Origin of the sequence: Olleya sp. AS48 (assembly GCF_038900355.1) — a bacterium.
Taxonomy (GTDB): domain Bacteria; phylum Bacteroidota; class Bacteroidia; order Flavobacteriales; family Flavobacteriaceae; genus Olleya.
Window position 1 is genome coordinate 117458 of sequence record NZ_JBBMRD010000005.1, and the last position, 19370, is coordinate 136827.

Annotated in this window: 19 protein-coding genes; 12 read left to right on the forward strand and 7 right to left on the reverse strand. The window is 30.9% G+C overall.

Annotated features, from left to right (window positions below):
* Positions 1-642 carry a CoA pyrophosphatase gene (locus tag WNY60_RS07995; RefSeq protein WP_145002250.1) on the forward strand — a complete coding sequence of 214 codons (642 nt, stop codon included), beginning with the start codon at positions 1-3 and terminating at the stop codon, positions 640-642.
* 47 nt (positions 643-689) lie between these two features.
* Complete coding sequence (locus WNY60_RS08000) at positions 690-1493, forward strand: lysophospholipid acyltransferase family protein (protein ID WP_145002248.1); 804 nt, start codon at positions 690-692, stop codon at positions 1491-1493.
* An 11-nt stretch (positions 1494-1504) separates the two neighbouring features.
* On the opposite strand, the gene WNY60_RS08005 is transcribed toward WNY60_RS08000, so the two are convergent.
* Genes WNY60_RS08005 through WNY60_RS08015 form a run of 3 tightly spaced genes read right to left on the reverse strand, consistent with a single transcriptional unit; the run spans position 1505 to position 3096 of the window.
* Positions 1505-1966: a hypothetical protein gene (locus WNY60_RS08005; protein WP_342862053.1), complete on the reverse strand. Its 462-nt coding sequence runs from the start codon at positions 1964-1966 to the stop codon at positions 1505-1507.
* Positions 1966-2598 carry a hypothetical protein gene (locus tag WNY60_RS08010; protein ID WP_145002244.1) on the reverse strand — a complete coding sequence of 211 codons (633 nt, stop codon included), beginning with the start codon at positions 2596-2598 and terminating at the stop codon, positions 1966-1968. The genes WNY60_RS08005 and WNY60_RS08010 overlap by 1 nt, the downstream gene beginning before the upstream one ends.
* Positions 2599-2601: 3 nt before the next feature.
* A complete protein-coding gene (locus WNY60_RS08015) occupies positions 2602-3096 on the reverse strand; it encodes an RNA polymerase sigma factor (RefSeq protein ID WP_028281693.1) in 495 nt (164 codons plus the stop codon).
* A gap of 268 nt (positions 3097-3364) precedes the next feature.
* Here WNY60_RS08015 and WNY60_RS08020 point away from each other — a divergent pair, with 268 nt between their 5' ends.
* Both WNY60_RS08020 and WNY60_RS08025 read left to right on the forward strand, forming a co-directional pair.
* Positions 3365-5518, forward strand: coding sequence for a TonB-dependent receptor (locus tag WNY60_RS08020; RefSeq protein ID WP_342862054.1), 2154 nt, complete (start codon positions 3365-3367; stop codon positions 5516-5518).
* A gap of 165 nt (positions 5519-5683) precedes the next feature.
* Positions 5684-5971, forward strand: coding sequence for a hypothetical protein (locus WNY60_RS08025; protein ID WP_145002240.1), 288 nt, complete (start codon positions 5684-5686; stop codon positions 5969-5971).
* Positions 5972-5985: 14 nt separating this feature from the next.
* Here the strand turns inward: WNY60_RS08025 and WNY60_RS08030 are convergent, their stop codons facing one another.
* Positions 5986-6492, reverse strand: a complete 507-nt coding sequence (locus WNY60_RS08030; RefSeq protein ID WP_342862055.1) for a 3'-5' exonuclease — start codon at positions 6490-6492, stop codon at positions 5986-5988.
* Positions 6493-6531: 39 nt separating this feature from the next.
* Positions 6532-8391 (reverse strand): hypothetical protein, encoded by a 1860-nt coding sequence (locus tag WNY60_RS08035; protein WP_342862056.1) that lies wholly within the window; start codon positions 8389-8391, stop codon positions 6532-6534.
* Between the two features lie 264 nt (positions 8392-8655).
* On the opposite strand from WNY60_RS08035, the gene WNY60_RS08040 reads away from it, so the two are divergent.
* From WNY60_RS08040 to WNY60_RS08055, 4 genes are read left to right on the forward strand one after another with little or no spacing between them, the layout of a single operon-like run.
* Entirely contained in the window at positions 8656-9282 is a 627-nt protein-coding gene (locus tag WNY60_RS08040) for a hypothetical protein (RefSeq protein WP_342862057.1), read from the forward strand.
* A 2-nt stretch (positions 9283-9284) separates the two neighbouring features.
* Entirely contained in the window at positions 9285-10631 is a 1347-nt protein-coding gene (locus WNY60_RS08045) for a 2TM domain-containing protein (protein WP_342862058.1), read from the forward strand.
* Positions 10632-10642: 11 nt separating this feature from the next.
* On the forward strand, positions 10643-10990 hold the full coding sequence (locus WNY60_RS08050) for a 2TM domain-containing protein (RefSeq protein ID WP_145002231.1): 348 nt from the start codon (positions 10643-10645) through the stop codon (positions 10988-10990).
* Between the two features lie 59 nt (positions 10991-11049).
* Positions 11050-11805 carry a LytTR family DNA-binding domain-containing protein gene (locus WNY60_RS08055; protein ID WP_339808588.1) on the forward strand — a complete coding sequence of 252 codons (756 nt, stop codon included), beginning with the start codon at positions 11050-11052 and terminating at the stop codon, positions 11803-11805.
* Positions 11806-11808: 3 nt separating this feature from the next.
* On the opposite strand, the gene WNY60_RS08060 is transcribed toward WNY60_RS08055, so the two are convergent.
* Positions 11809-12990, reverse strand: coding sequence for an LETM1-related biofilm-associated protein (locus tag WNY60_RS08060; RefSeq protein WP_342862059.1), 1182 nt, complete (start codon positions 12988-12990; stop codon positions 11809-11811).
* Between the two features lie 156 nt (positions 12991-13146).
* Between WNY60_RS08060 and WNY60_RS08065 the strand changes: the two genes are divergently transcribed.
* From WNY60_RS08065 to WNY60_RS08080, 4 genes are all read left to right on the forward strand, one after another.
* The gene (locus WNY60_RS08065; RefSeq protein ID WP_145002225.1) at positions 13147-13794 is read left to right on the forward strand and encodes a DUF4331 family protein; all 648 of its coding nucleotides are present in this window, start codon (positions 13147-13149) and stop codon (positions 13792-13794) included.
* 26 nt (positions 13795-13820) lie between these two features.
* Positions 13821-14387, forward strand: coding sequence for a DUF4331 family protein (locus tag WNY60_RS08070; protein WP_145002223.1), 567 nt, complete (start codon positions 13821-13823; stop codon positions 14385-14387).
* A 97-nt stretch (positions 14388-14484) separates the two neighbouring features.
* A complete protein-coding gene (locus WNY60_RS08075) occupies positions 14485-15768 on the forward strand; it encodes a cell surface protein (protein ID WP_342862060.1) in 1284 nt (427 codons plus the stop codon).
* A 10-nt stretch (positions 15769-15778) separates the two neighbouring features.
* On the forward strand, positions 15779-18007 hold the full coding sequence (locus tag WNY60_RS08080; protein ID WP_342862061.1) for a TonB-dependent receptor: 2229 nt from the start codon (positions 15779-15781) through the stop codon (positions 18005-18007).
* Positions 18008-18572: 565 nt separating this feature from the next.
* Here WNY60_RS08080 and WNY60_RS08085 read toward each other — a convergent pair.
* Positions 18573-19370 carry an anti-sigma factor gene (locus WNY60_RS08085; protein ID WP_339808592.1) on the reverse strand — a complete coding sequence of 266 codons (798 nt, stop codon included), beginning with the start codon at positions 19368-19370 and terminating at the stop codon, positions 18573-18575.

The following is a 19370-nucleotide window of genomic DNA, read 5'->3' on the forward strand; positions in this document are numbered from 1 at the left end:
ATGAATTTTAATGAATTTGTCATAGCGTTACCAAAAATAAAAAATATACCATTGCCAGCCGAAGCATCACAGCTTAAAATGGTGCCACCATACAGGCAAGATTTAGTCAAGCAACAAGGTGATAATATCAAAAATGCCAGACAAAGTGCAGTTTTAGCCTTGTTTTATCCGGATTTGGAAGCGCAAACTAAACTTATTTTAATTTTAAGAAAAACGTATAAAGGAGTTCACTCAGGACAAGTTGGTTTTCCGGGTGGAAAAGTAGAGTTAGAGGATAAGGATTTGATGCATACAGCATTACGCGAAACGCATGAAGAAGTTGGTGTACATCCAGAATTAGTTACGGTCTATAAAAAACTAACACAAGTTTACATTCCGCCAAGTAATTTTTATGTTCAACCGTTTATTGGATTGGCTTCTCAAACACCAATATTTACTAAACAAGATACAGAAGTAGAGGATTTGTTAGAGGTTTATCTAACGGATTTGTTAAGCGATGGTAATTTAACTTCCAAAAAAGTTAAGACTAGTTATGGTGCTGAGGTTGAGGTGCCTGCCTTTAATTTGAGTAATCATTTGGTTTGGGGAGCAACAGCTATGATGCTTAGCGAAGTCAAAGACTTGTTAAAAGCAACCCTTTAACGTAAAGGTTTTTCTATATTTGTATTTACTAAATGTAAAATAAAACTATGGGTTTATTTAAAAAAAATCCTTTCGGACATATACTTTTTGTTAAAAAATGGTTGATTAGAATCCTTGGTGTCTTAACACATAGACGTTATAGAGGGTTTAATGAGTTACAAATTGAAGGGTCTGATATTATAAGAAACTTACCAGATACAAATGTATTATTTATATCTAATCACCAAACGTACTTTGCAGATGTAATTGCAATGTTTCATGTCTTTAATGCAGCATTAAGTGATAGACAGGACACGATTAAAAATGTGGGTTATTTATGGAATCCAAAATTAAATTTTTATTACGTTGCAGCTAAAGAGACAATGAAGGCTGGATTATTACCTAAAATATTTGCATACACAGGATCTATTAGTATTGAGCGTACTTGGCGTAGCGAAGGTAAAGACGTTAATAGACAAGTTAAAATGTCTGACATTTCGGCTATTAAAAAAGCATTGGATGATGGATGGGTAGTTACATTCCCACAAGGGACAACCACACCCTTTAAACCAATTCGTAAAGGAACAGCACACATTATAAAACGTCATAAACCAATAGTCGTACCTATAGTAATTGATGGGTTTAGACGTAGTTTTGACAAAAAAGGATTACGTATTAAAAAGAAAAATGTTTATCAATCTTTTGAGATTAAAGAACCCTTAAAAATTGATTACGAAAACGACTCTATTGCTGATATTGTAGAGCAAATTGAATATGCTATTGAGCAACATCCATCGTTTTTAAAAGTGATACCTCAAGCAGAATTATTAGCACAGGAAGAGCTAAATAAACAACGTGAATTTTTAGGGTAATAGTAGTTAGGTTAAATACAGCTTTCAGACGTTTTTACATCCATAACCTGACCTTCAGCTTTTGCTTTTTTGTCCTTTTCGGATCCTAAAGCCATACCAATTACCATACCTATTAGTAGCCCAAAAGTTAAGCTTAATGGTCCTAAAGCCATACCAAACACTAATCCAAGACACATACCTATTGGCATGTAGGTGTTGGCGTAATGACCAATAGTAATTAAATTAAATTTCTGTTTTAAATAAGCTAATAACTGTTGTAATTTTTTAGACAAAACCTTAGTGTTTGTGTCAGATTGTAAGTTAATTAGCTCCAGCTCATTATGTATCGATTTTAATTCTGCATCGTTAAAATCACGCAGATTTAAATCGTTAAATACTCTAATAAAGTTGTCGTATATACGACGTTCCTTTTTTGTAGATAATTCAGTTTTTAAGCCTTTAAAAAAAGTAATGTAGTTATCAAAAGTCTGCATTATACTTCTATTTTTTTAAGCTCGTTGTAGTTTCTATTTAATCGTTTTAATAAAATACCATAGATTAATTTATAAAACAACCAGATTATAGTAACAAAAATAACTGTAACTAAAGTAAACACACCAACCATGACCATAAATTGCGTATTATTAAAATGCTCAATTTTTTCAACTAATTTGGGATCATGTTTACTAGAGTAATAAAAACCAAATATCATAGATACAGATGCCATGATTAGATTGTACAGCACATAATACTTAATTACCTTTCTAGTTTTAATAATGCTTTTCATTAAACGTCTAGCATTATCAGTCACAGATATAGATTTGTATGACTTATATAATAAATACACAAATAGTATAATAATAGCGTAGGATAGGACACTTAAAATTATAAACAAATTACTGCTATATAATTCTTCATGTTTAGCACGATACGTATCAGACATTACAAACGGTAACGCATTTATAACAATCCAAAAAACTAGTTCGGCAACACTTATATAAAATAGCGTCTTAACAATACTAGACGACTTTTTTAACAACATAGGGTAGATTTGCGAGGCAGATTTTTTTTCAAATTTAGCATCACTTTTAACCCAATCCTTCTTCAATAATTCTAATTCATCCATAGGTTACGGATTTAAAATGGTTTTTAATTTAGTTTTCACTCGGTTCATTTTCACTCTAGCATTAACTTCAGTAATACCCATTGTTTCACTTATTTCTTTATAATTTTTGTCCTCTAGATATAAAAAAACTAATGCTTTTTCAATATCATTTAGTTGGTGGACAGCATTATATAATAATTTTAATTGGTCCTCTTCTGTACTGTCATACTCTTCAGCACTAATTTTAAACTGTACAGTATCAAATTGCTGAGTATTAATAGTCCGTTTAGACTTGCGATATAGCGTAATTGCAGTATTTAATCCCACACGATACATCCAAGTACTAAACTTACTATCACCTCTAAATTTCGGGAAAGCCTTCCATAATTGGATGGTTATTTCCTGAAACAAATCATTGTGCGCATCATAATTATTGGTATAAAGTCTACAAACTTTATGCACAATGTTTTGATGCTGCTCAAGCAATTCGACAAAATTTTGTTCTAGTGGTTTACTCAATGGTTATTTGGTTGGTTTAACTATTAGTAGTTAAAAATATAAAGATGTTACACAAATTTAAAATTATTTTTTTGGGCGTTACCACAAGGGTCGCGTTTTCCGTTTAAATCTTTTTTTTGCCATATATGGCAGCAAAAAAAAGGATACCACTACAACCGCTAACGCAACTCATCCTTAAAAATCAACACTTCGGGATTATTTTATTTTAAATCAAGAGCCATCCAGACATCTTTGTACCATCAAACAATCAAAACTCGAACTAAATATTATGAAACCTTTTATTACCATAGTAATCCTATTAATCAGTTTAATCACGCAAGCACAAACCACAATTTTTGGTACAGTAACAGATGTAAACAAACAACCCATACTTGGAGCTAATGTCTACCTAAAAGGCACTTATGATGGAGCCAGCACATTGGCAGATGGTAGTTTTAGTTTTACAACAAGTAACACAGGACAGCAAAGTTTAGTCATCTCTTTTGTGTCTTTTGAGACGTTTATTATAACCAAAGAGGTTGCAGCATTACAAGATTTAAAAATTGTATTAAAAGACGATGTTAATACTTTGGACGCTGTAGTACTATCTGCAGGTACCTTTGCTGCAGGAGATAATAGTAAAATATCAGTATTAAAACCATTAGATGTAGTTACTACTGCAAGTGCATTAGGCGATTTTGTTGGCGCATTACAAACACTTCCAGGCACAACAACAGTGTCAGAAGATGGACGCTTATTTGTGCGTGGTGGAGACGCGGAAGAGACTCAAATATTTATCGATGGTATTCGTGTGTTTACACCATACGCTCCAACCACAAATAATATTCCAACACGTGGTCGCTATTCCCCGTTTTTGTTTGACGGAATTACATTTTCTACAGGAGGTTATAGTGCAGAATATGGACAAGCTTTATCAAGTGTATTAGAGCTTAATACTATTAATCAACCAGATCAAGAAAAAACAGATATTGGTATCATGAGTGTTGGAGCTAGTTTAGGAAATACCCAAATTTGGGGTAAAAATAGCCTAAGCGTTAATGCGTCTTACATTAATTTATCGCCTTATTTACAAGTGTTTGATGATCGTAACGATTGGAAAAAACCTTTCGAAACCTTTTCTGGAGAAGCGGTTTTTAGACATAAAACAGACAATGGATTACTTAAACTTTATGGTGCATTTGATACTTCAGATTTTAGTCTAAATCAAGAAGATATAAATCTTGAGGATGGTTTACCATTAACTTTAAATAACAAGAATTTTTATTTTAATGGTTCATATAACCAAGTTTTAAATAGCAATTGGACATTAGCCAGTGGGTTTAGTTATACGTACGCAAAAGGAAAAATTAATATTTTAGATAGTAAAATTCAGTCAACTGAAAATTCCGTACACGCAAAAATCAAACTTAAACACCATATTAGTAATCGGTTTAAATTAAATTTTGGTGCAGAACAGTTTGCGTCGCAATTCAGCGAAGACTATAACGATGCGATAATTAATAACGTCACTTATGGTTATAACAATAACCTAACTGCAGCCTATACTGAGGCTGATATTTTCTTCTCTAAAAATTTAGCATTAAAAGCAGGTTTTCGTGCAGAGTATAGTGCCTTATTTGATAAAGCTACATTATCTCCAAGAGCGTCCTTAGCTTATAAAACAGGCAGTAAAAGTCAGTTGTCATTAGCGTATGGTAACTTTTTTCAGCAACCAAATAGTGCTATTTTAAAGTTTAATCAAAACCTAGAAGCACAACAAGCCCAACATTATATTTTAAATTATCAGTTTAATGCAGATGGTAAAATATTTAGAGCCGAAACCTATTACAAAAAGTATAGTGATTTGGTAAAATATGATACTGACTTTACAACTTTTGAAACTAACTTTAATAACTCTGGTAGTGGATATGCTAAAGGTTTAGACTTATTTTTTAGAGATAATAAAAGTATCAAAAATATTGATTATTGGGTAAGTTATTCTTTATTGGATACTAAACGAGATTATAAAAATTTTCCAACAGCTGCACAACCTAATTTTGCTAACACACATAATCTGTCTGTAGTTGGAAAGTATTGGATTGACAGCTGGAAAAGTCAAGTAGGACTTAGTTATAATTTTGCTTCAGGTAGATCGTATACAGATCCAAATCTGATAGGTTTTTTAAACCAAAAAACAAAAGCTTATAATAGTTTAAGTGTTAATTGGGCTTACCTTTTAAGTCCTCAAAAAATCCTGTATTTTTCAGTTAATAATGCCTTAGGGTTTACAAATGTTAATGGTTATCAATATTCAAATACACCAAATATAAATGGTCAGTTTAATAGACGTGCCTTGCGTCCAGCTGCAGATCAGTTTTTCTTTGTAGGTTTCTTTTGGACAATAAGTGAAAAAGGTACAGATAATCAGTTAGATAATTTGTAGGTATATCACATCGGTTCCAGTGCTTCGACTTTAGAAGAAATGTATTAAGAATTGTAACAGTGTGAATAACTTCTCGATAAAATTTGTTCGTACATCACTAACCACTCGAAGTGATGTTGAGGAAGTGTGATATTTTAGTTAGTATTTTTTTTATTAATTTACAGCATGAAATTATTTGTCAAACTATTTATCATTCTATTTATTATAGATATAGCATTAGGGTTTTCAATAAGTTATCTAGCAGAACACGTCTTGCAACCCAATAGTATTATAATACGCTTAATTGATGAAGCTATTTCGTTTCCGTTAACCTTATTTAATCGTTTGTTTCCAGAACATGGCATTTATAGATCAAGCACAAACTCGTTTTGGCTGGTTGTAATAGTTAACGCATTAATGCAAGCCTTAATAGCGTTTATAGTTATTAAATTAATAAAAAAAGCACGCGCTTAGTTACGTTTTGTAATCTAAAATAAAGGTAGAGACTCAAACTGAGCAATTAAAAACAATTTACCACACGCTCTAGCGTCTGACAAAGCATCATGATGCTTTAAAGGAATATTGTGCACTTTACAACAAGCATCTAATTTAGCAGGTTTATAACCTTTATTGCGATATAGTTTTAAAGTACATTCCCAACGCTGTTCCATGACTAAATCAGCATGCGGAATATTATAATCGCTCATCGTTTTTAGTAAAACCGTTCTGTCAAAAGACTCGTTGTGAGCTACAGTTGTAATTCCCGAAATTCTTTTTTTAATCTCAGGATAAATAGCTTTGAATTTAGGCGAAAATCTAGTGTCATCCTCTGTAATACCATGTACTTGTACGTTGTGGTAGTTGTATTCGTTTTTAGGCGGTTGTATTAATGCATGAAACTCTTCTATAATTTCACCATCTTTAAACGTTACAATTCCAACAGAACAAATATGATGACTTTTAGCAGTTTCAAAATCTATTGCAGCAAAGGTCATGTATTAGGTTTTTTGTAAAGTTAAATTATATAATTTAATTTATTTACTCAAAGCTTTTAAAATGCGTTCTTCATTAATAACAATGTCTCTAAACAAGACATGAGGAAACTCTTTGTGTTTTGATGTTTTAAAAAAGTCGAAGATATTTGATAAAGTAGAAGCTGTAATCAATGATAAATTCATTTCAGTATCCATTTCACAATCTGTAACAAAATCATCACTAAACTCAGGAGCGACAAGTAATATTTTGACAATTCTTAAATTATTTTTAAGAGCTAAATTTTGATAAGATTTAAGTTGTCTAGAAACAGAGCTAAATTTATTGTATCCTCTTTCTTTACTGGTTTTACATTCAACAATAATGATTTCGTCATTACCTAAGTTTAAAAGAATATCCATCATATCCTTTTTGGTATTCAATTTATTTTTGAAAGTATCATCTGCATTAAAACCTAAACTAGTGAAAATTGTTTTAGTTAATTCTTCAAATTTTTGACCTAGTTCACTTTCCTTAATAATAATTCCATTTTCTTTCAACAAGTTTAAGTTTCTATAGGCTACATTTTCATAATTTTCTAAATATAAATTTTCGACATCTTTATAATGTTCTAAAATATTTAAAATGTCATCTCCTCGCTGTTTAACTCCATTGTCTTTAATAAACTTAGTCAAATCATCTTTGATAATTAAATCTAAAATGTCTCTAGGTTTTATATTATAATCTAGTAAAAAGTCTGCTTTTAAAACATACTCTTCTTGTAATTCAAATTGATCTTTTATTTGTTTATTTAATTTAGGTAATGACTGATTTAATTCTGATAATAACTTATCAAACCCATCTAACGAAATACCAACTTTTTCATCACGTTCAACATTATCAAAATATTCAATTAAACTGCTTATTTTTTCATCTAAAGTACTTCCTTTTAAACTACTAATATTTAAACCTTTTTCACATAGTTCGTTTAAGGTTTTTTTCTTTTCAGTTAATGTGCTTCCTGTTTTGTAAATCCCTTCTAAAAGGAGATTAGTAAACGAGACGCCTTCTTTAATTATTTCTTCAATAATTATTTCTTCAATTTTTTCAGAGTAATTAAGCTTTCTATCAATATTATGGTCTCTACAAATTTGATTTATGATTGGTTCTCTTAATAATTTTAATGTTCTTCTGTAAAATTTTTCGCCTACTTCTTTTTCTCTTATATTTCTTAATATTCTGACCATTTCATCAGCAACATAAATAGTGTTTTCTTTATTTGAAAAAAAGATAACACCAATATTTTTCAACCCTTTGATTACATCTTGTATATCAAGCTTTTTGATTGGTAGAATAGAGTAATTTATTAATTTAATTTCTTCTTGAGAAAGTCCAAGTTGTTTTGAAAGTGTCAGTATGATTGAAAGTTCATCCGAAGAAACTTTTGCTTCTCTATTATTAGCTATATCATTGTTATACGCTGTATGTAAACAAGATTTGTAGATTTTATAATCCCTTTTTCTAAGAATACTCAATTCAGATTTATCATCTTCAAAATCTGCATTTAATCCTTTAATTTTAGTTTTTAATTGCTTGACTTCAGTTTCGTAAAGACGGGAAAACCAATCTTGTTTCATTATACAGTTACCATCTCTAATAATTATATCAATTAAAATATCTAATTGAGAAGTGATTTCTTGAAATTCACATTTAATATATTCTTGAAATTCATTTTCAGTTAATGCAAAAATCTTCGATATATTTTGATTGTCTACAGATTTTAACCCTTTGTCTGTGGAACTTAGAATTGTGTTAATCTCTTTTATTTGTTTAGGATTTTTAGATATAATGGTATCTATTATCTTAATAAACGAGTTCTTTTCTATCGAACCCATTCTGTCTAATATGTTTTCTAATTTCATAATTAAGGTAACTGAGGTTAAAAGTTTACTTTCTTATATCAAAACAAAGCTTTTTTTACCAAAAAGATTACGGGAAACCGTAACCTCATTTAACCTTATCTTAAAGTATAAACTTACGACTATAAGCTATTATATAAAATACGTAGAACTACGTAAATTACACGCATTACAATTCAGCCTAAAAATATAACAGTTGGGTGATTCCCTTTTTTAAAAGATGGGTTTATACAAGATATTTGTCCTGTAACAATAAAACACTTTAAAATGTATAAACTAGCCATTATTATCGCATTATTAGTATCAAGTATGCTTCAAGCACAAACCACTTATGAAAGCGGAATGACCAATGCATTTCAGCTTTGGAAACAAGGTGAAATCGCGCAAGCCTCAAACATGTTTGAGCGTATTGCAACTGCTGAAACAGACAATTGGTTGCCATCCTATTATGCTGCACAAGTATTAATCTTGGATGGATTTTCTAAACTAAAGCAAAAGGATGTTTTAGAGGCTCAGTTAAAAAAAGCACAGGGTTTTGTGGATGATGCCAACGCAATATCTAAAGATAATCCCGAAATAATGGTATTGCAAGCCATGTTGCATATGGTTTATGTGGTTAGCGATGGTGCAACTTATGGAATGACCTTATCAGGTAAAATAAACACATTATACGCACAAGCATATAAATTAGCTCCTGATAATCCTAGAGTTATGCTAAGTAAGGCAGAATGGGATATGGGAACTGCCAAATATTTTGGAAAAGATACTAAGCCATTTTGTGAGCAAATAGAAAAATCTCTGCAACTTTTTGCTAACTTTAAACCAGAAACTGCGTTTGATCCAAATTGGGGACAAGAGCGTGCAGAACAATTAACTAAAGACTGTAACGAATAATAATGTCAAAATTTTTTAAAGAATTAGGTAAAGCATTTATAGTAGGTGTGCTTGTGTTTTTGGTTAGAATCGTGATTATGTATCTTAACGGTTCTACAATTCAAGCCAATCAAGAGTTGCTACTAGATTTTGTGTACAATCAAATGTATGCTTTAGTGTTGCACTTGTCTAACGCTTATTTTGTAACGTATATGCTGCAAAAGCATAAAGCAAATCTGTTTAAAATTAAAAACTTAATTCTAGCAGCTTTAGCGTCTGTAGTTATATCTGTTGTTGCCATTTTCTTTTTAAGATTATTTATTAATGTTGTCATATATGGTGGAGCATTAATGGACTTTTTAAAGGAAGATAAGTTAGTGTATTATTGGTTTTCGTTAACCATAGCTATAACAGTAACTGCAGGATATTACATCTTTTTTTACTTAAAGCATTTGCAAGAAAATAAAGTAAAAGAACAAAAAGTAATTGCAGGTACTGCAAGCGCAAAGTTTGATGCATTAAAAAACCAATTAGATCCTCATTTTTTGTTTAATAGCTTAAATGTATTAACTAGTTTAATTGAAGAAAACCCAAATAGCGCTCAAAAGTTTACCACTAGTTTATCTAAAGTTTACCGTTACGTTTTAGAACAAAAAAACAAAGAATTAGTAACCGTTGATGAAGAGTTGCAATTTGCTAAAACCTATATGTCTTTGCTTAAAATGCGATTTGAAGACAGTATTATTTTTGATATACCAGATCAAGCTAAGGATCCAGAAAGTAAAGTCGTACCACTAGCATTGCAGTTATTGCTAGAAAATGCAGTAAAACATAATATTGTAACTAGTAGTAAACCGTTACATATTAAAATTTATGAAACCGATCAAAACCTAGTTGTAGAAAACAATTTACAACCTAAACAAATAGTAAAAAAGAGTAGTGGTGTGGGATTAGAAAACATCAAACAACGCTACCAATTATTAACCAATAAACGCGTAAGTATTAGCCAGAATACAGCTAGCTTTATAGTAGCAATACCTATGCTAAGTAAAGAAGTATCAGTTATGAAACCAATACCAAAACAACAATTAGACGACTCATATGTAAGAGCACGTAAACATGTGGAAGAGTTAAAAGAATTTTATTACAACCTAATTTCATATTGTATAGTCATCCCGTTTTTAATATTTATAAATTATAAAACCAGTTGGGACTACAAATGGTTTTTCTTTCCAATGTTTGGTTGGGCAGTAGGACTATCATTTCATGCTTATAAAGTCTTTGTAAACGATGGTGTGTTAGGTAAATCTTGGGAAGACAAAAAGATTAAAAAGTTTATGGAAGAAGACAACCAACAACGTTGGAACTAAAATATATTACAATGAAAAATGATATTGATACGTATCTAGAAGAAAACCAACAGGCTAGATATGAAAAGGAAGAAGCTTACTTAAGAGCAAAGAAAAAAGTAGAAAAAATTGTTGGCTTTTATTGGCATTTAGCCATTTATATTGTGGTTAATATTTTTATAATGTTACTAATATATAAGCAATCTGGGCAACCGTTTTTAAGTATGGCAGTTTGGTCTACTCCAATATTTTGGGGAATTGGTTTAATATTTCATTTTTTAGGTGTTTTTGGTACAGATTATTTGTTTGGTAAAAACTGGGAACAACGTAAAATTGAAAAGTATATGAACAAAGAAAAAGAAAATAAACGTTGGGAATAACCAATTATTAGTCAATAAACAACACTTAATATCAACTAACCAACCAAATTATAGTACCAATGAAAGTGATAATTATAGAAGACGAAAAACCATCTGCAAGACGTTTAAAACGTATGCTAGAAAGTATTGATATTACTACCGAAACGATGTTGCATTCCGTAGAAGAATCGATCCAATGGTTTAATACCAATCCACATCCTGATTTAATATTTTTGGACATACAGCTTAGCGATGGGTTGTCTTTTGAAATCTTTGATCAAGTTGAGGTAAAGTCGGCTATTATTTTTACAACTGCCTATGACGAGTATGCTTTGCAAGCGTTTAAGTTAAACAGTATTGATTACTTGTTAAAACCTATTGATGATGAGGATTTAGAAACTGCTGTTGCAAAATATAAAACTAGGCTTCCGCAGAAAACTAATATCGCCTTAGACTTTGAGGATATCAAAAAACTATTGGTTAATCCAATTGATAGGGTTTACAAAAAACGATTTTCTGTTAAAGTAGGACAACATTTAAAATTGGTGAACATTGATGATGTAGAGTGCTTTTACAGCGAAAACAAAGGAACCTATTTATATACTACTGAAGGTCGAAATTACCTTTTAGATACAACCCTTGAGGCATTAGAAAACGAATTAGAACCTGAGACCTTTTTTAGGACAAACCGAAAGTTTTTTATAAATATTAATGCTATTAAAGACATTATTAGCTACACCAACTCGCGTTTACAAATTAAACTTAATCACTATAATGAAGATGAGGTTATTGTAGCCAGAGAGCGTGTAAAGGATTTTAAAGATTGGTTGGAGTAGTGGTTACTCTTCTTCGTCTTCAATCCTATTATCATCAAAAGCGCTTGGTAATAATTTAGGGATAAATTTAACGACTAAAGGCAACAGTAGTGCACCACCAGGTAATATAAAAATGGCTAGACTTGGTATAGATTTAAAAACATCTAAAAGTTGATCTTGTACTTTTTTTTGTTCGTCCTTAGTCAAATCTCTTACTGTAGACTGTGTAAGTAAAATTAGTAATTCTTTACTTTCTAAAAGCTCTTGTGTTAGTTTTTTACTGTTTCGTTTAATTAACTTTAATACCATATTGGTAGAGTTATCATAAAACGTTTTTACGATATTTTTAGAGCCTAAAAGTGGTACTTTCTCTCGGTAGTTTTTGTAAAAGTCTTCAATAGTTTTTGAAGCTTCATCTGTTTGATGTTGTGTTAAATTAAGTTTTTCACCTAAAGTATTTAAAAAAGATTCTTCCTCATTATCTAATTTGGCATCAGTCCACGTAGCCATAGCAGCTAGATCCAAACAGTAGCGTGCAAATAAATTGGTATCGACTAAGTTTGTAGCTTCACTATAAAGTAAGACACTGTCGCGTTGGTAACGCAAAGACTGCTCAAACAAATTAATTAAACTTTTATCGTAATCGGATTTTACTTTTTTACTATTTAAAGTGTTTAAAACAATACTTTCTATAATCGCTTCATATTGTTTAATAACATCATCATCAACTTTTCCAGTTTTTAAATAGGTTCTAAAAGCCAAAACGTCAACAAATAGTAAGGCATTAGTTATAAAGTAATTAAAACTTTTGTCTATTAGATTATCATCTATTTGTACGCGTTTATTTATAATACGTTCTGCTTGATCTTTTACATCCTTAGATCCAATAATTCCTTGTAAAAAAGAGATTCTTTCTTTATTAATAGTATTATAAAAATTAGCAACTTCGGTATAAAAATCGTTGGTCGTATTGTGGTTAGTGTAGGTAATTAATAAAGCAATAACCAAATTTATTTTACAAATTTCGTCGGAACTATAATCTTTATTTTTAGTCCAATTATTTACAACAGTTACATTACTTCCGTATATAAAACCACAGTCTCTAAAGTGTCTGTAATACACTTCTAAGTCGTTGTCTTTAAAGAGCTCATGAGGTTTTAGCTCGTTAATAAGTTTTTTAATCCAGCCTGAAGCAGATGGGTTCATGGTTCTATTTAATTATGGTGCCAAAGATACTTTTTTAAAATTATTTTATGTCTTTTTTTCTCTTTTACAGAAAATTTATAAAACCAACATTACAAAAGTTGCGTAAGTGTCTGCGAGAACCAAAAATAATAATTAACAAAAAATCTCAAAAACATTATGAAAAATTTCAAATTTATTTTAGGAGTAGGTGTATTTGCAGCAGCAAGTTTCTTCTTCTTATCAGCGGATCACATTGATGCTCCAGCTGTACAAGGTGGTACAAGTGATATCACAGATTTTTACGCTTTTCAGGGAGAAAACACAGACAACTTAGTATTTGTTGCCAATGTACAAGGTCTTTTAAGTCCAGCAGCAACAGGAAGTGCTAGTTTTGACGAAAACGTAATGATTGAATTTAACATTGACAACACAGGAGACAATGTTGAAGATTTAGTAATCCAAGCTTTACCAAGAGATGGTAAAATGTACTTTTTTGGACCAGTTGCTCCAGGTACAACAGGATTAAGTAGTACAGTTATTGGATCAGGACCACAAACAATAGTAGATATTACATCTTACGGTACGTCTCCAATAGTGCAAACTACTGCAGGGATTTCTGCTTTTGCAGGACCAAGAGATGACCCATTTTTCTTCGATTTTAATCAGTACACAGCAATTATTGGTGGTACAGCTCCAGGATTTAATAATCCAGGAACAGACACATTTGCTGGAACTAATGTAATGTCAATTGTAGTTGAGGTACCAAAATCTATGATTGGTGGATCAGGAACAATTAATACTTGGGTAGAATCTAAGTCTAAATAATAACAAACTTTTAAAACTTACAAATTATGAAAAATTTAAAAAATATATTTACTGTGCTTCTTGTAACCTTAGTAGCCTTTAATTGCTCTAATGATGACGATGCTGCTGTAGTAGGACCAACAGGACCTTCTGGACCTGACTTTACAGGAGTTTACACTCAACAAGATCAAATGGGACGTCCTGCTGTAAATACAGTATTTGTGTCTTCAGGATCTAAAGATATGTTTAACACAACAGTACCAAGTAGCCAAAATGCAGCGTTTCAAAGTATGTTTGAGACTAACTTAACAGGATTAAGTCCAGCTTATGCTAACCCAGGAGATGCAAATGCACTAGGTTTAGATGCACCATCTTTTACAGGTTTACTTGCAACAGATGTACTTAATGTGTCTTTAGACGGAACAACAACTTTTTATGATGGTACAAATGTTTTAACAGGACGTACTTTAGCAGATGATGTTATTACTGTAGAATTATTATTAATCTTTGGTGGTGAGGATTTTAGTGAAAACCCAACACTATCTAATGATAATGTAGATGCAAATGATAAAGCATTTTCTACATCTTTCCCTTATTTAGCGTCTCCTTGGTAGACTAAAATTTAACCTAGAGTATTATAAATAGTACTCTAGGTTTTTTATTTTCGCCAATTCCCTTTTCAAACAAACAAAACAATAAAACAACACGATTATGAACACTAAACTATACATGCTGCTACTTGTTATAATTATGGCAACTAGTTGTTCAGAAAAAACAAAAACAATAACTAATCCAGAGGATTACAATCAGTTTTTAACTTTACAAACTAATACAGAAACCGTTAATGCAACTTCAGATTATAATTTCTGGACTAAAAAATTAGAGGCTACTCCAAATCAATTCTCTTACTTATCTCAAATTGCAGGAGCAGAATCAAGATTGTTTAAATCTACAGGAAACATCAAACATTTAAAATCTGCAGAGCAATCACTAATTGCATTAAATGAACAAACACAATATAATTCGGCTGGACATTTAAGAGCCTTAGCACGTAATTATATTTCACAACATAAATTTAAGCAAGCTTTAGAATTGCTTATTAAAGCTGAAGAAAACGGTCAAAATCTAAATGGTACTAAAAAAATGCTTTTTGATGTACATATGGAGTTAGGAGATTTTGGTATCGCCAAAAATTATCTAGAGGACGTTAAGGATTTAAACGATTTTGGATACCTAATCAGATTGTCAAAATGGAGCGATTATAAAGGCGACTTAGCTTCAGCAATTAATTATTTAGAGCGTGCAACGTTAAAAGCAGAGTCTTCTAAATTGGATAATTTAATGGAATGGTCTTATACTAACCTTGCCGATTTTTATGGTCATGATGGTCAAATAGAAAAATCGTATAACTATTATTTAAAATCTTTAGCCTTAAATCCTGATGATGCTTATGCTAAAAAAGGTATTGCTTGGATTGTGTATTCTCACGAAAAAAATGCTTCAGAAGCTAACCGTATTTTAGATGCTATCACGCAATTACATAATGCTCCAGACTATTTATTGTTTAAAGCAGAAATTGCAGAATATGAAAATAATATAGACGCTAAAAACAAGTATTTAGCTAGTTATTTTGAAGCTATTGATAATAAGGATTATGGCGATATGTATAATGTGTATTCTTCAAAAATATTAGCAGATACTAAAAACGAAAAAGCCATTACTTTAGCTAAAATTGAAGTAGAAAATAGACCAACGCCATTATCTTATGATCTACTAGCTTGGAGTTATTATAACAATGGTGACGTTAAAAAAGCATTAACAATAGCAGAGCAATACGTTTTAGGACAAACTTTTGAGCCAGAAGCACAATACCATATTGCAGCAATATATAAAGCTAATGGTAAATTAAAAGAAGTAGCTGAACTTAAAAAAGAATTACAAGAAAGTAGTTATGAGTTAGGTCCATTAACCACCAAAGTAGTAAACCAATTATAGTATTTAGATAATGAAAAGTATAATCACTTATTTAGCATTTTTAGGTGTTGTTTTAACAGCAAATGCACAAACAGTTAAAGGGTATGTTATGGATAATAACCAACCTTTAGAAACTGCTTATGTGTATAATCAAACCTCAAAAGAACACGCACATACCAATCAATTTGGACAGTTTGTAATCAATAAAACAAAAGTAGGTGATAGCCTAATGGTTGGTTTACTAGGTTATCAAAAGAAAACACTTGTTTTAACGCAATCACTTTTAGACAATACATTTACAATAAATTTAGAGGCTAAAGCATTTGTTTTAGACGAGTTAGTTTTGTCAGAGCCAATAGATGTAATGAATAGTATGATTAAAATAGATTTGGCAACAAGTCCAATTAACTCATCACAAGAAATTTTAAGAAAAGTACCAGGTTTAATCATTGGTCAACATGCAGGTGGTGGTAAAGCAGAACAAATATTTTTAAGAGGTTTTGATGTCGACCATGGTACAGATGTTGGTTTGTCAGTAGATGGTATGCCAGTAAACATGGTATCTCATGCACATGGTCAAGGCTATAGTGACTTGCATTTTTTAATTCCAGAAACTATAAACACCATCAATTTTGGTAAAGGTCCATATTATGCAAATCATGGTGATTTTAATACAGCTGGATTTGTAGATTTTAAAACAAAAGATAAGTTAGAGGATAACTTAATTAGTTTTTCAGCAGGTCAATTTAATTCGTTAAGAACTTTAGGAATGTTTAATCTTCTAGAAAACAAATCCTCTCAGAATGCATATGTAGCTGTAGAGTATATTGAGACTGATGGACCTTTTGAATCGCCTCAAAATTTTGATAGATTAAATATTGTAAGTAAGTATAATGCCTATTTAAATAATGATTCTAAAATAGGAGTAACCCTTAGTCACTTTACAAGTCAATGGGATGCTTCAGGTCAAATCCCTCAACGATTAGTGGATAACGGAACGCTTTCCAATTTTGGAGCTGTGGACGATACAGAAGGAGGTAACACCAATCGTACTAACCTTAATGTGCAATACAGTACAATATTAGATAACGACGTGTCTATGCAGACTAATGCTTTTTACTCTAACTACAATTTTGAGCTATATTCTAACTTCACTTTCTTTTTAGAAGACCCAATAAATGGAGATCAAATAAAGCAAAAAGAAGCGCGTAATATTTTTGGATTTAATACACAGTTTAAAAAAAATAAAAACTACGATACGTTTGATATTACTTATAATTCTGGTGTTGGTTTAAGATATGACGATGTTAGTGATATTGAGTTATCGCGTACTTTAAATAGAAAACAAACCTTAGAAAATATTCAATTGGGTAATGTTAATCAACGTAATTTATATGGGTTTTTTAATGCTGAAATTGATTTAGGTAAAGTTAAAATTACACCAGCTTTACGTCTAGAATATATTAAATTTCAGTACCAAGACCAATTAAGTCCAACATACTCTAACCTTACTGATAGTGAAGTCGCTATTTTACCAAAATTAAGTATTGAGTATAATCAAAATAATAATGTGCAATGGTTTGTTAAATCCGGAATTGGATTTCACTCAAACGATTCTAGAGTGGTTTTAAATCAAGAAATAGATAACGCTTTACCAAAAGCTTATGGATTAGATTTAGGAAACATTTGGAAACCAACAGAAAAGTTAGTTATTAATACAGCTTTATGGTACTTGTTTTCTGAAGAAGAATTTGTTTACGTTGGAGATGCAGGAATTATTGAGCCTAGCGGAAAATCTGAACGTTATGGAGTAGATTTTGGGGTTAGATACCAATTAACAGATAATATTTACTTTAATACAGACGCTACACTTACCAGAGCAAGAAGTTTGGAAGAAGACAACGGAAACGATTATATACCATTAGCACCAGATTTTACATTAGTAGGAGGTTTATCTTTTAAAGATTTAAATAATTTTTCAGGAGGAATTAACTACAGATACGTAGATGATAGACCTGCAAATGAAGATAATAGTGTGCAAGCAGAAGGCTATTTTGTAACAGATTTAAATGTTAACTATGCGTTTAACAAACACTGGAGATTAGGTGTTAGTATTGAAAATGTATTGGATACAGATTGGAAAGAAACTCAATTTTTAACCGAGTCAAGATTACAAAATGAAGTTGATCCAGTGGAAGAGATTCACTTTACACCTGGAACACCTTTTAACTTTAAAACGACATTAAGTTACACGTTTTAAAAATAAATAAAACCTTACTCATAAAAATTACGTAAGTATAGTTGCAATCAGTTTAAGGGAAACAATTAATTGCACAACTAACATTAATTTAAATGCTATGAAAAAGTAAGGTTTGTTTTTTGTTAGTTTGTTTTGAAAGCGTTTGATAATTTATTATCAAACGCTTTCTTTTTTATATCATGTTTATAATTCATCTAAATAGAACATTATGTTTAAAGTATTAGGGATTACTAATTACTAGAGTAGTGGTTTACGTAATTCATTATTAAAAGTAATAGATTATGCCTAAACTGTAAGCAATGTTACTTAGACATAGATTTATCACATTAAGGCTTTATATTTAATTATTAAACATTGAAATTAGGCGCTTATTTAGGGCATTTAAAATCACAAAAGCTTATATCTGTTTGCTTATGTTTCATTAGATTATTATTTATTAGCAAATGGCTATCATTTTTAAATAACAAACAAGCTCAAGTGTATGATACTGTATAAATTAGTTTGATATAGTAAAGCAAAAAAAAAGACACCTAATAGGTGTCTTTTTTGTAAGTGATTTATAATCTTATAAGGATGCCAAAGCACCTAAAGTATATAACTGCTCTAATGTTGGAGAAGGACTTCCTCCAGCTGGCTCTAACGTTATACCAAATGCTTGTGATTGATTAGCATTTTTAAGTTTAAAAATCTTATTGTCATCTTGTATAAAATCGTCAATAGTACCTAAACTAGTTGGTGTTAGAGGATTTAAAGTTAAAGACCAGACTTGGTATACTTTACCTTCTGGAGGCTCTGGTAAACCTTGTAAGTCTAAATAGACTGTGTCATCTTTTTTGTCCCAATACACATTAGCAAAAGCTCCAGGAGCTGCAGCTTGACCTTCTAATGGTATATTAATAATGCTCTTATCTCTAATTATATTTAATAAGTTTTTAGTTTCTGCTAAATCAGTTTTAGAAGTTTCCATTTGGATTTCTAAAAAGTCTTTTTCAGTGTTAACCGTTTGTATTTGGTTTTCTAAATCAGATTTTTGATTTATTGTCCAAATTAATCCACCTGCTAAAACAACAGCAGCTGCCCAACCAGAATAATTTAACCATTGGGTTTTAGGTCTGTTTAAACTAATAACCTTACTATCTGTATTGTTGTTTAATCTACCTTTTATAGTATTAAAAGCGATATCTTTTTTTGGAGAGACACTTGCAGTTAATTTAACTATAGCAGCCTCTATCTCTAAAACTTCTTTTAGGACTTCGGGATGTTTCAACATTAGATCATATACTTCACTACTTTCTTTTTCAGAAAGCTGTCCAGCAACGTACAGTTCTAATATTCCTGAGTTTATATAGTCGTTAATGTTCAT

Excerpts from the sequence above, each read along its gene's own strand:
- WNY60_RS07995 (WP_145002250.1), top strand. The coding sequence starts at position 1 with ATGAATTTTAATGAATTTGTCATAGCGTTACCAAAAATAAAAAATATA.
- WNY60_RS08055 (WP_339808588.1), top strand. The coding sequence starts at position 11,050 with ATGAAAGTGATAATTATAGAAGACGAAAAACCATCTGCAAGACGTTTA.
- WNY60_RS08060 (WP_342862059.1), bottom strand. The coding sequence starts at position 12,990 with ATGAACCCATCTGCTTCAGGCTGGATTAAAAAACTTATTAACGAGCTA.
- WNY60_RS08085 (WP_339808592.1), bottom strand. The coding sequence starts at position 19,370 with ATGAACATTAACGACTATATAAACTCAGGAATATTAGAACTGTACGTT.
- WNY60_RS08020 (WP_342862054.1), top strand. The coding sequence starts at position 3,365 with ATGAAACCTTTTATTACCATAGTAATCCTATTAATCAGTTTAATCACG.
- WNY60_RS08030 (WP_342862055.1), bottom strand. The coding sequence starts at position 6,492 with ATGACCTTTGCTGCAATAGATTTTGAAACTGCTAAAAGTCATCATATT.
- WNY60_RS08005 (WP_342862053.1), bottom strand. The coding sequence starts at position 1,966 with ATGCAGACTTTTGATAACTACATTACTTTTTTTAAAGGCTTAAAAACT.
- WNY60_RS08080 (WP_342862061.1), top strand. The coding sequence starts at position 15,779 with ATGAAAAGTATAATCACTTATTTAGCATTTTTAGGTGTTGTTTTAACA.
- WNY60_RS08040 (WP_342862057.1), top strand. The coding sequence starts at position 8,656 with ATGTATAAACTAGCCATTATTATCGCATTATTAGTATCAAGTATGCTT.
- WNY60_RS08065 (WP_145002225.1), top strand. The coding sequence starts at position 13,147 with ATGAAAAATTTCAAATTTATTTTAGGAGTAGGTGTATTTGCAGCAGCA.
- WNY60_RS08035 (WP_342862056.1), bottom strand. The coding sequence starts at position 8,391 with ATGAAATTAGAAAACATATTAGACAGAATGGGTTCGATAGAAAAGAAC.
- WNY60_RS08010 (WP_145002244.1), bottom strand. The coding sequence starts at position 2,598 with ATGGATGAATTAGAATTATTGAAGAAGGATTGGGTTAAAAGTGATGCT.
- WNY60_RS08070 (WP_145002223.1), top strand. The coding sequence starts at position 13,821 with ATGAAAAATTTAAAAAATATATTTACTGTGCTTCTTGTAACCTTAGTA.
- WNY60_RS08050 (WP_145002231.1), top strand. The coding sequence starts at position 10,643 with ATGAAAAATGATATTGATACGTATCTAGAAGAAAACCAACAGGCTAGA.
- WNY60_RS08075 (WP_342862060.1), top strand. The coding sequence starts at position 14,485 with ATGAACACTAAACTATACATGCTGCTACTTGTTATAATTATGGCAACT.
- WNY60_RS08025 (WP_145002240.1), top strand. The coding sequence starts at position 5,684 with ATGAAATTATTTGTCAAACTATTTATCATTCTATTTATTATAGATATA.
- WNY60_RS08000 (WP_145002248.1), top strand. The coding sequence starts at position 690 with ATGGGTTTATTTAAAAAAAATCCTTTCGGACATATACTTTTTGTTAAA.
- WNY60_RS08045 (WP_342862058.1), top strand. The coding sequence starts at position 9,285 with ATGTCAAAATTTTTTAAAGAATTAGGTAAAGCATTTATAGTAGGTGTG.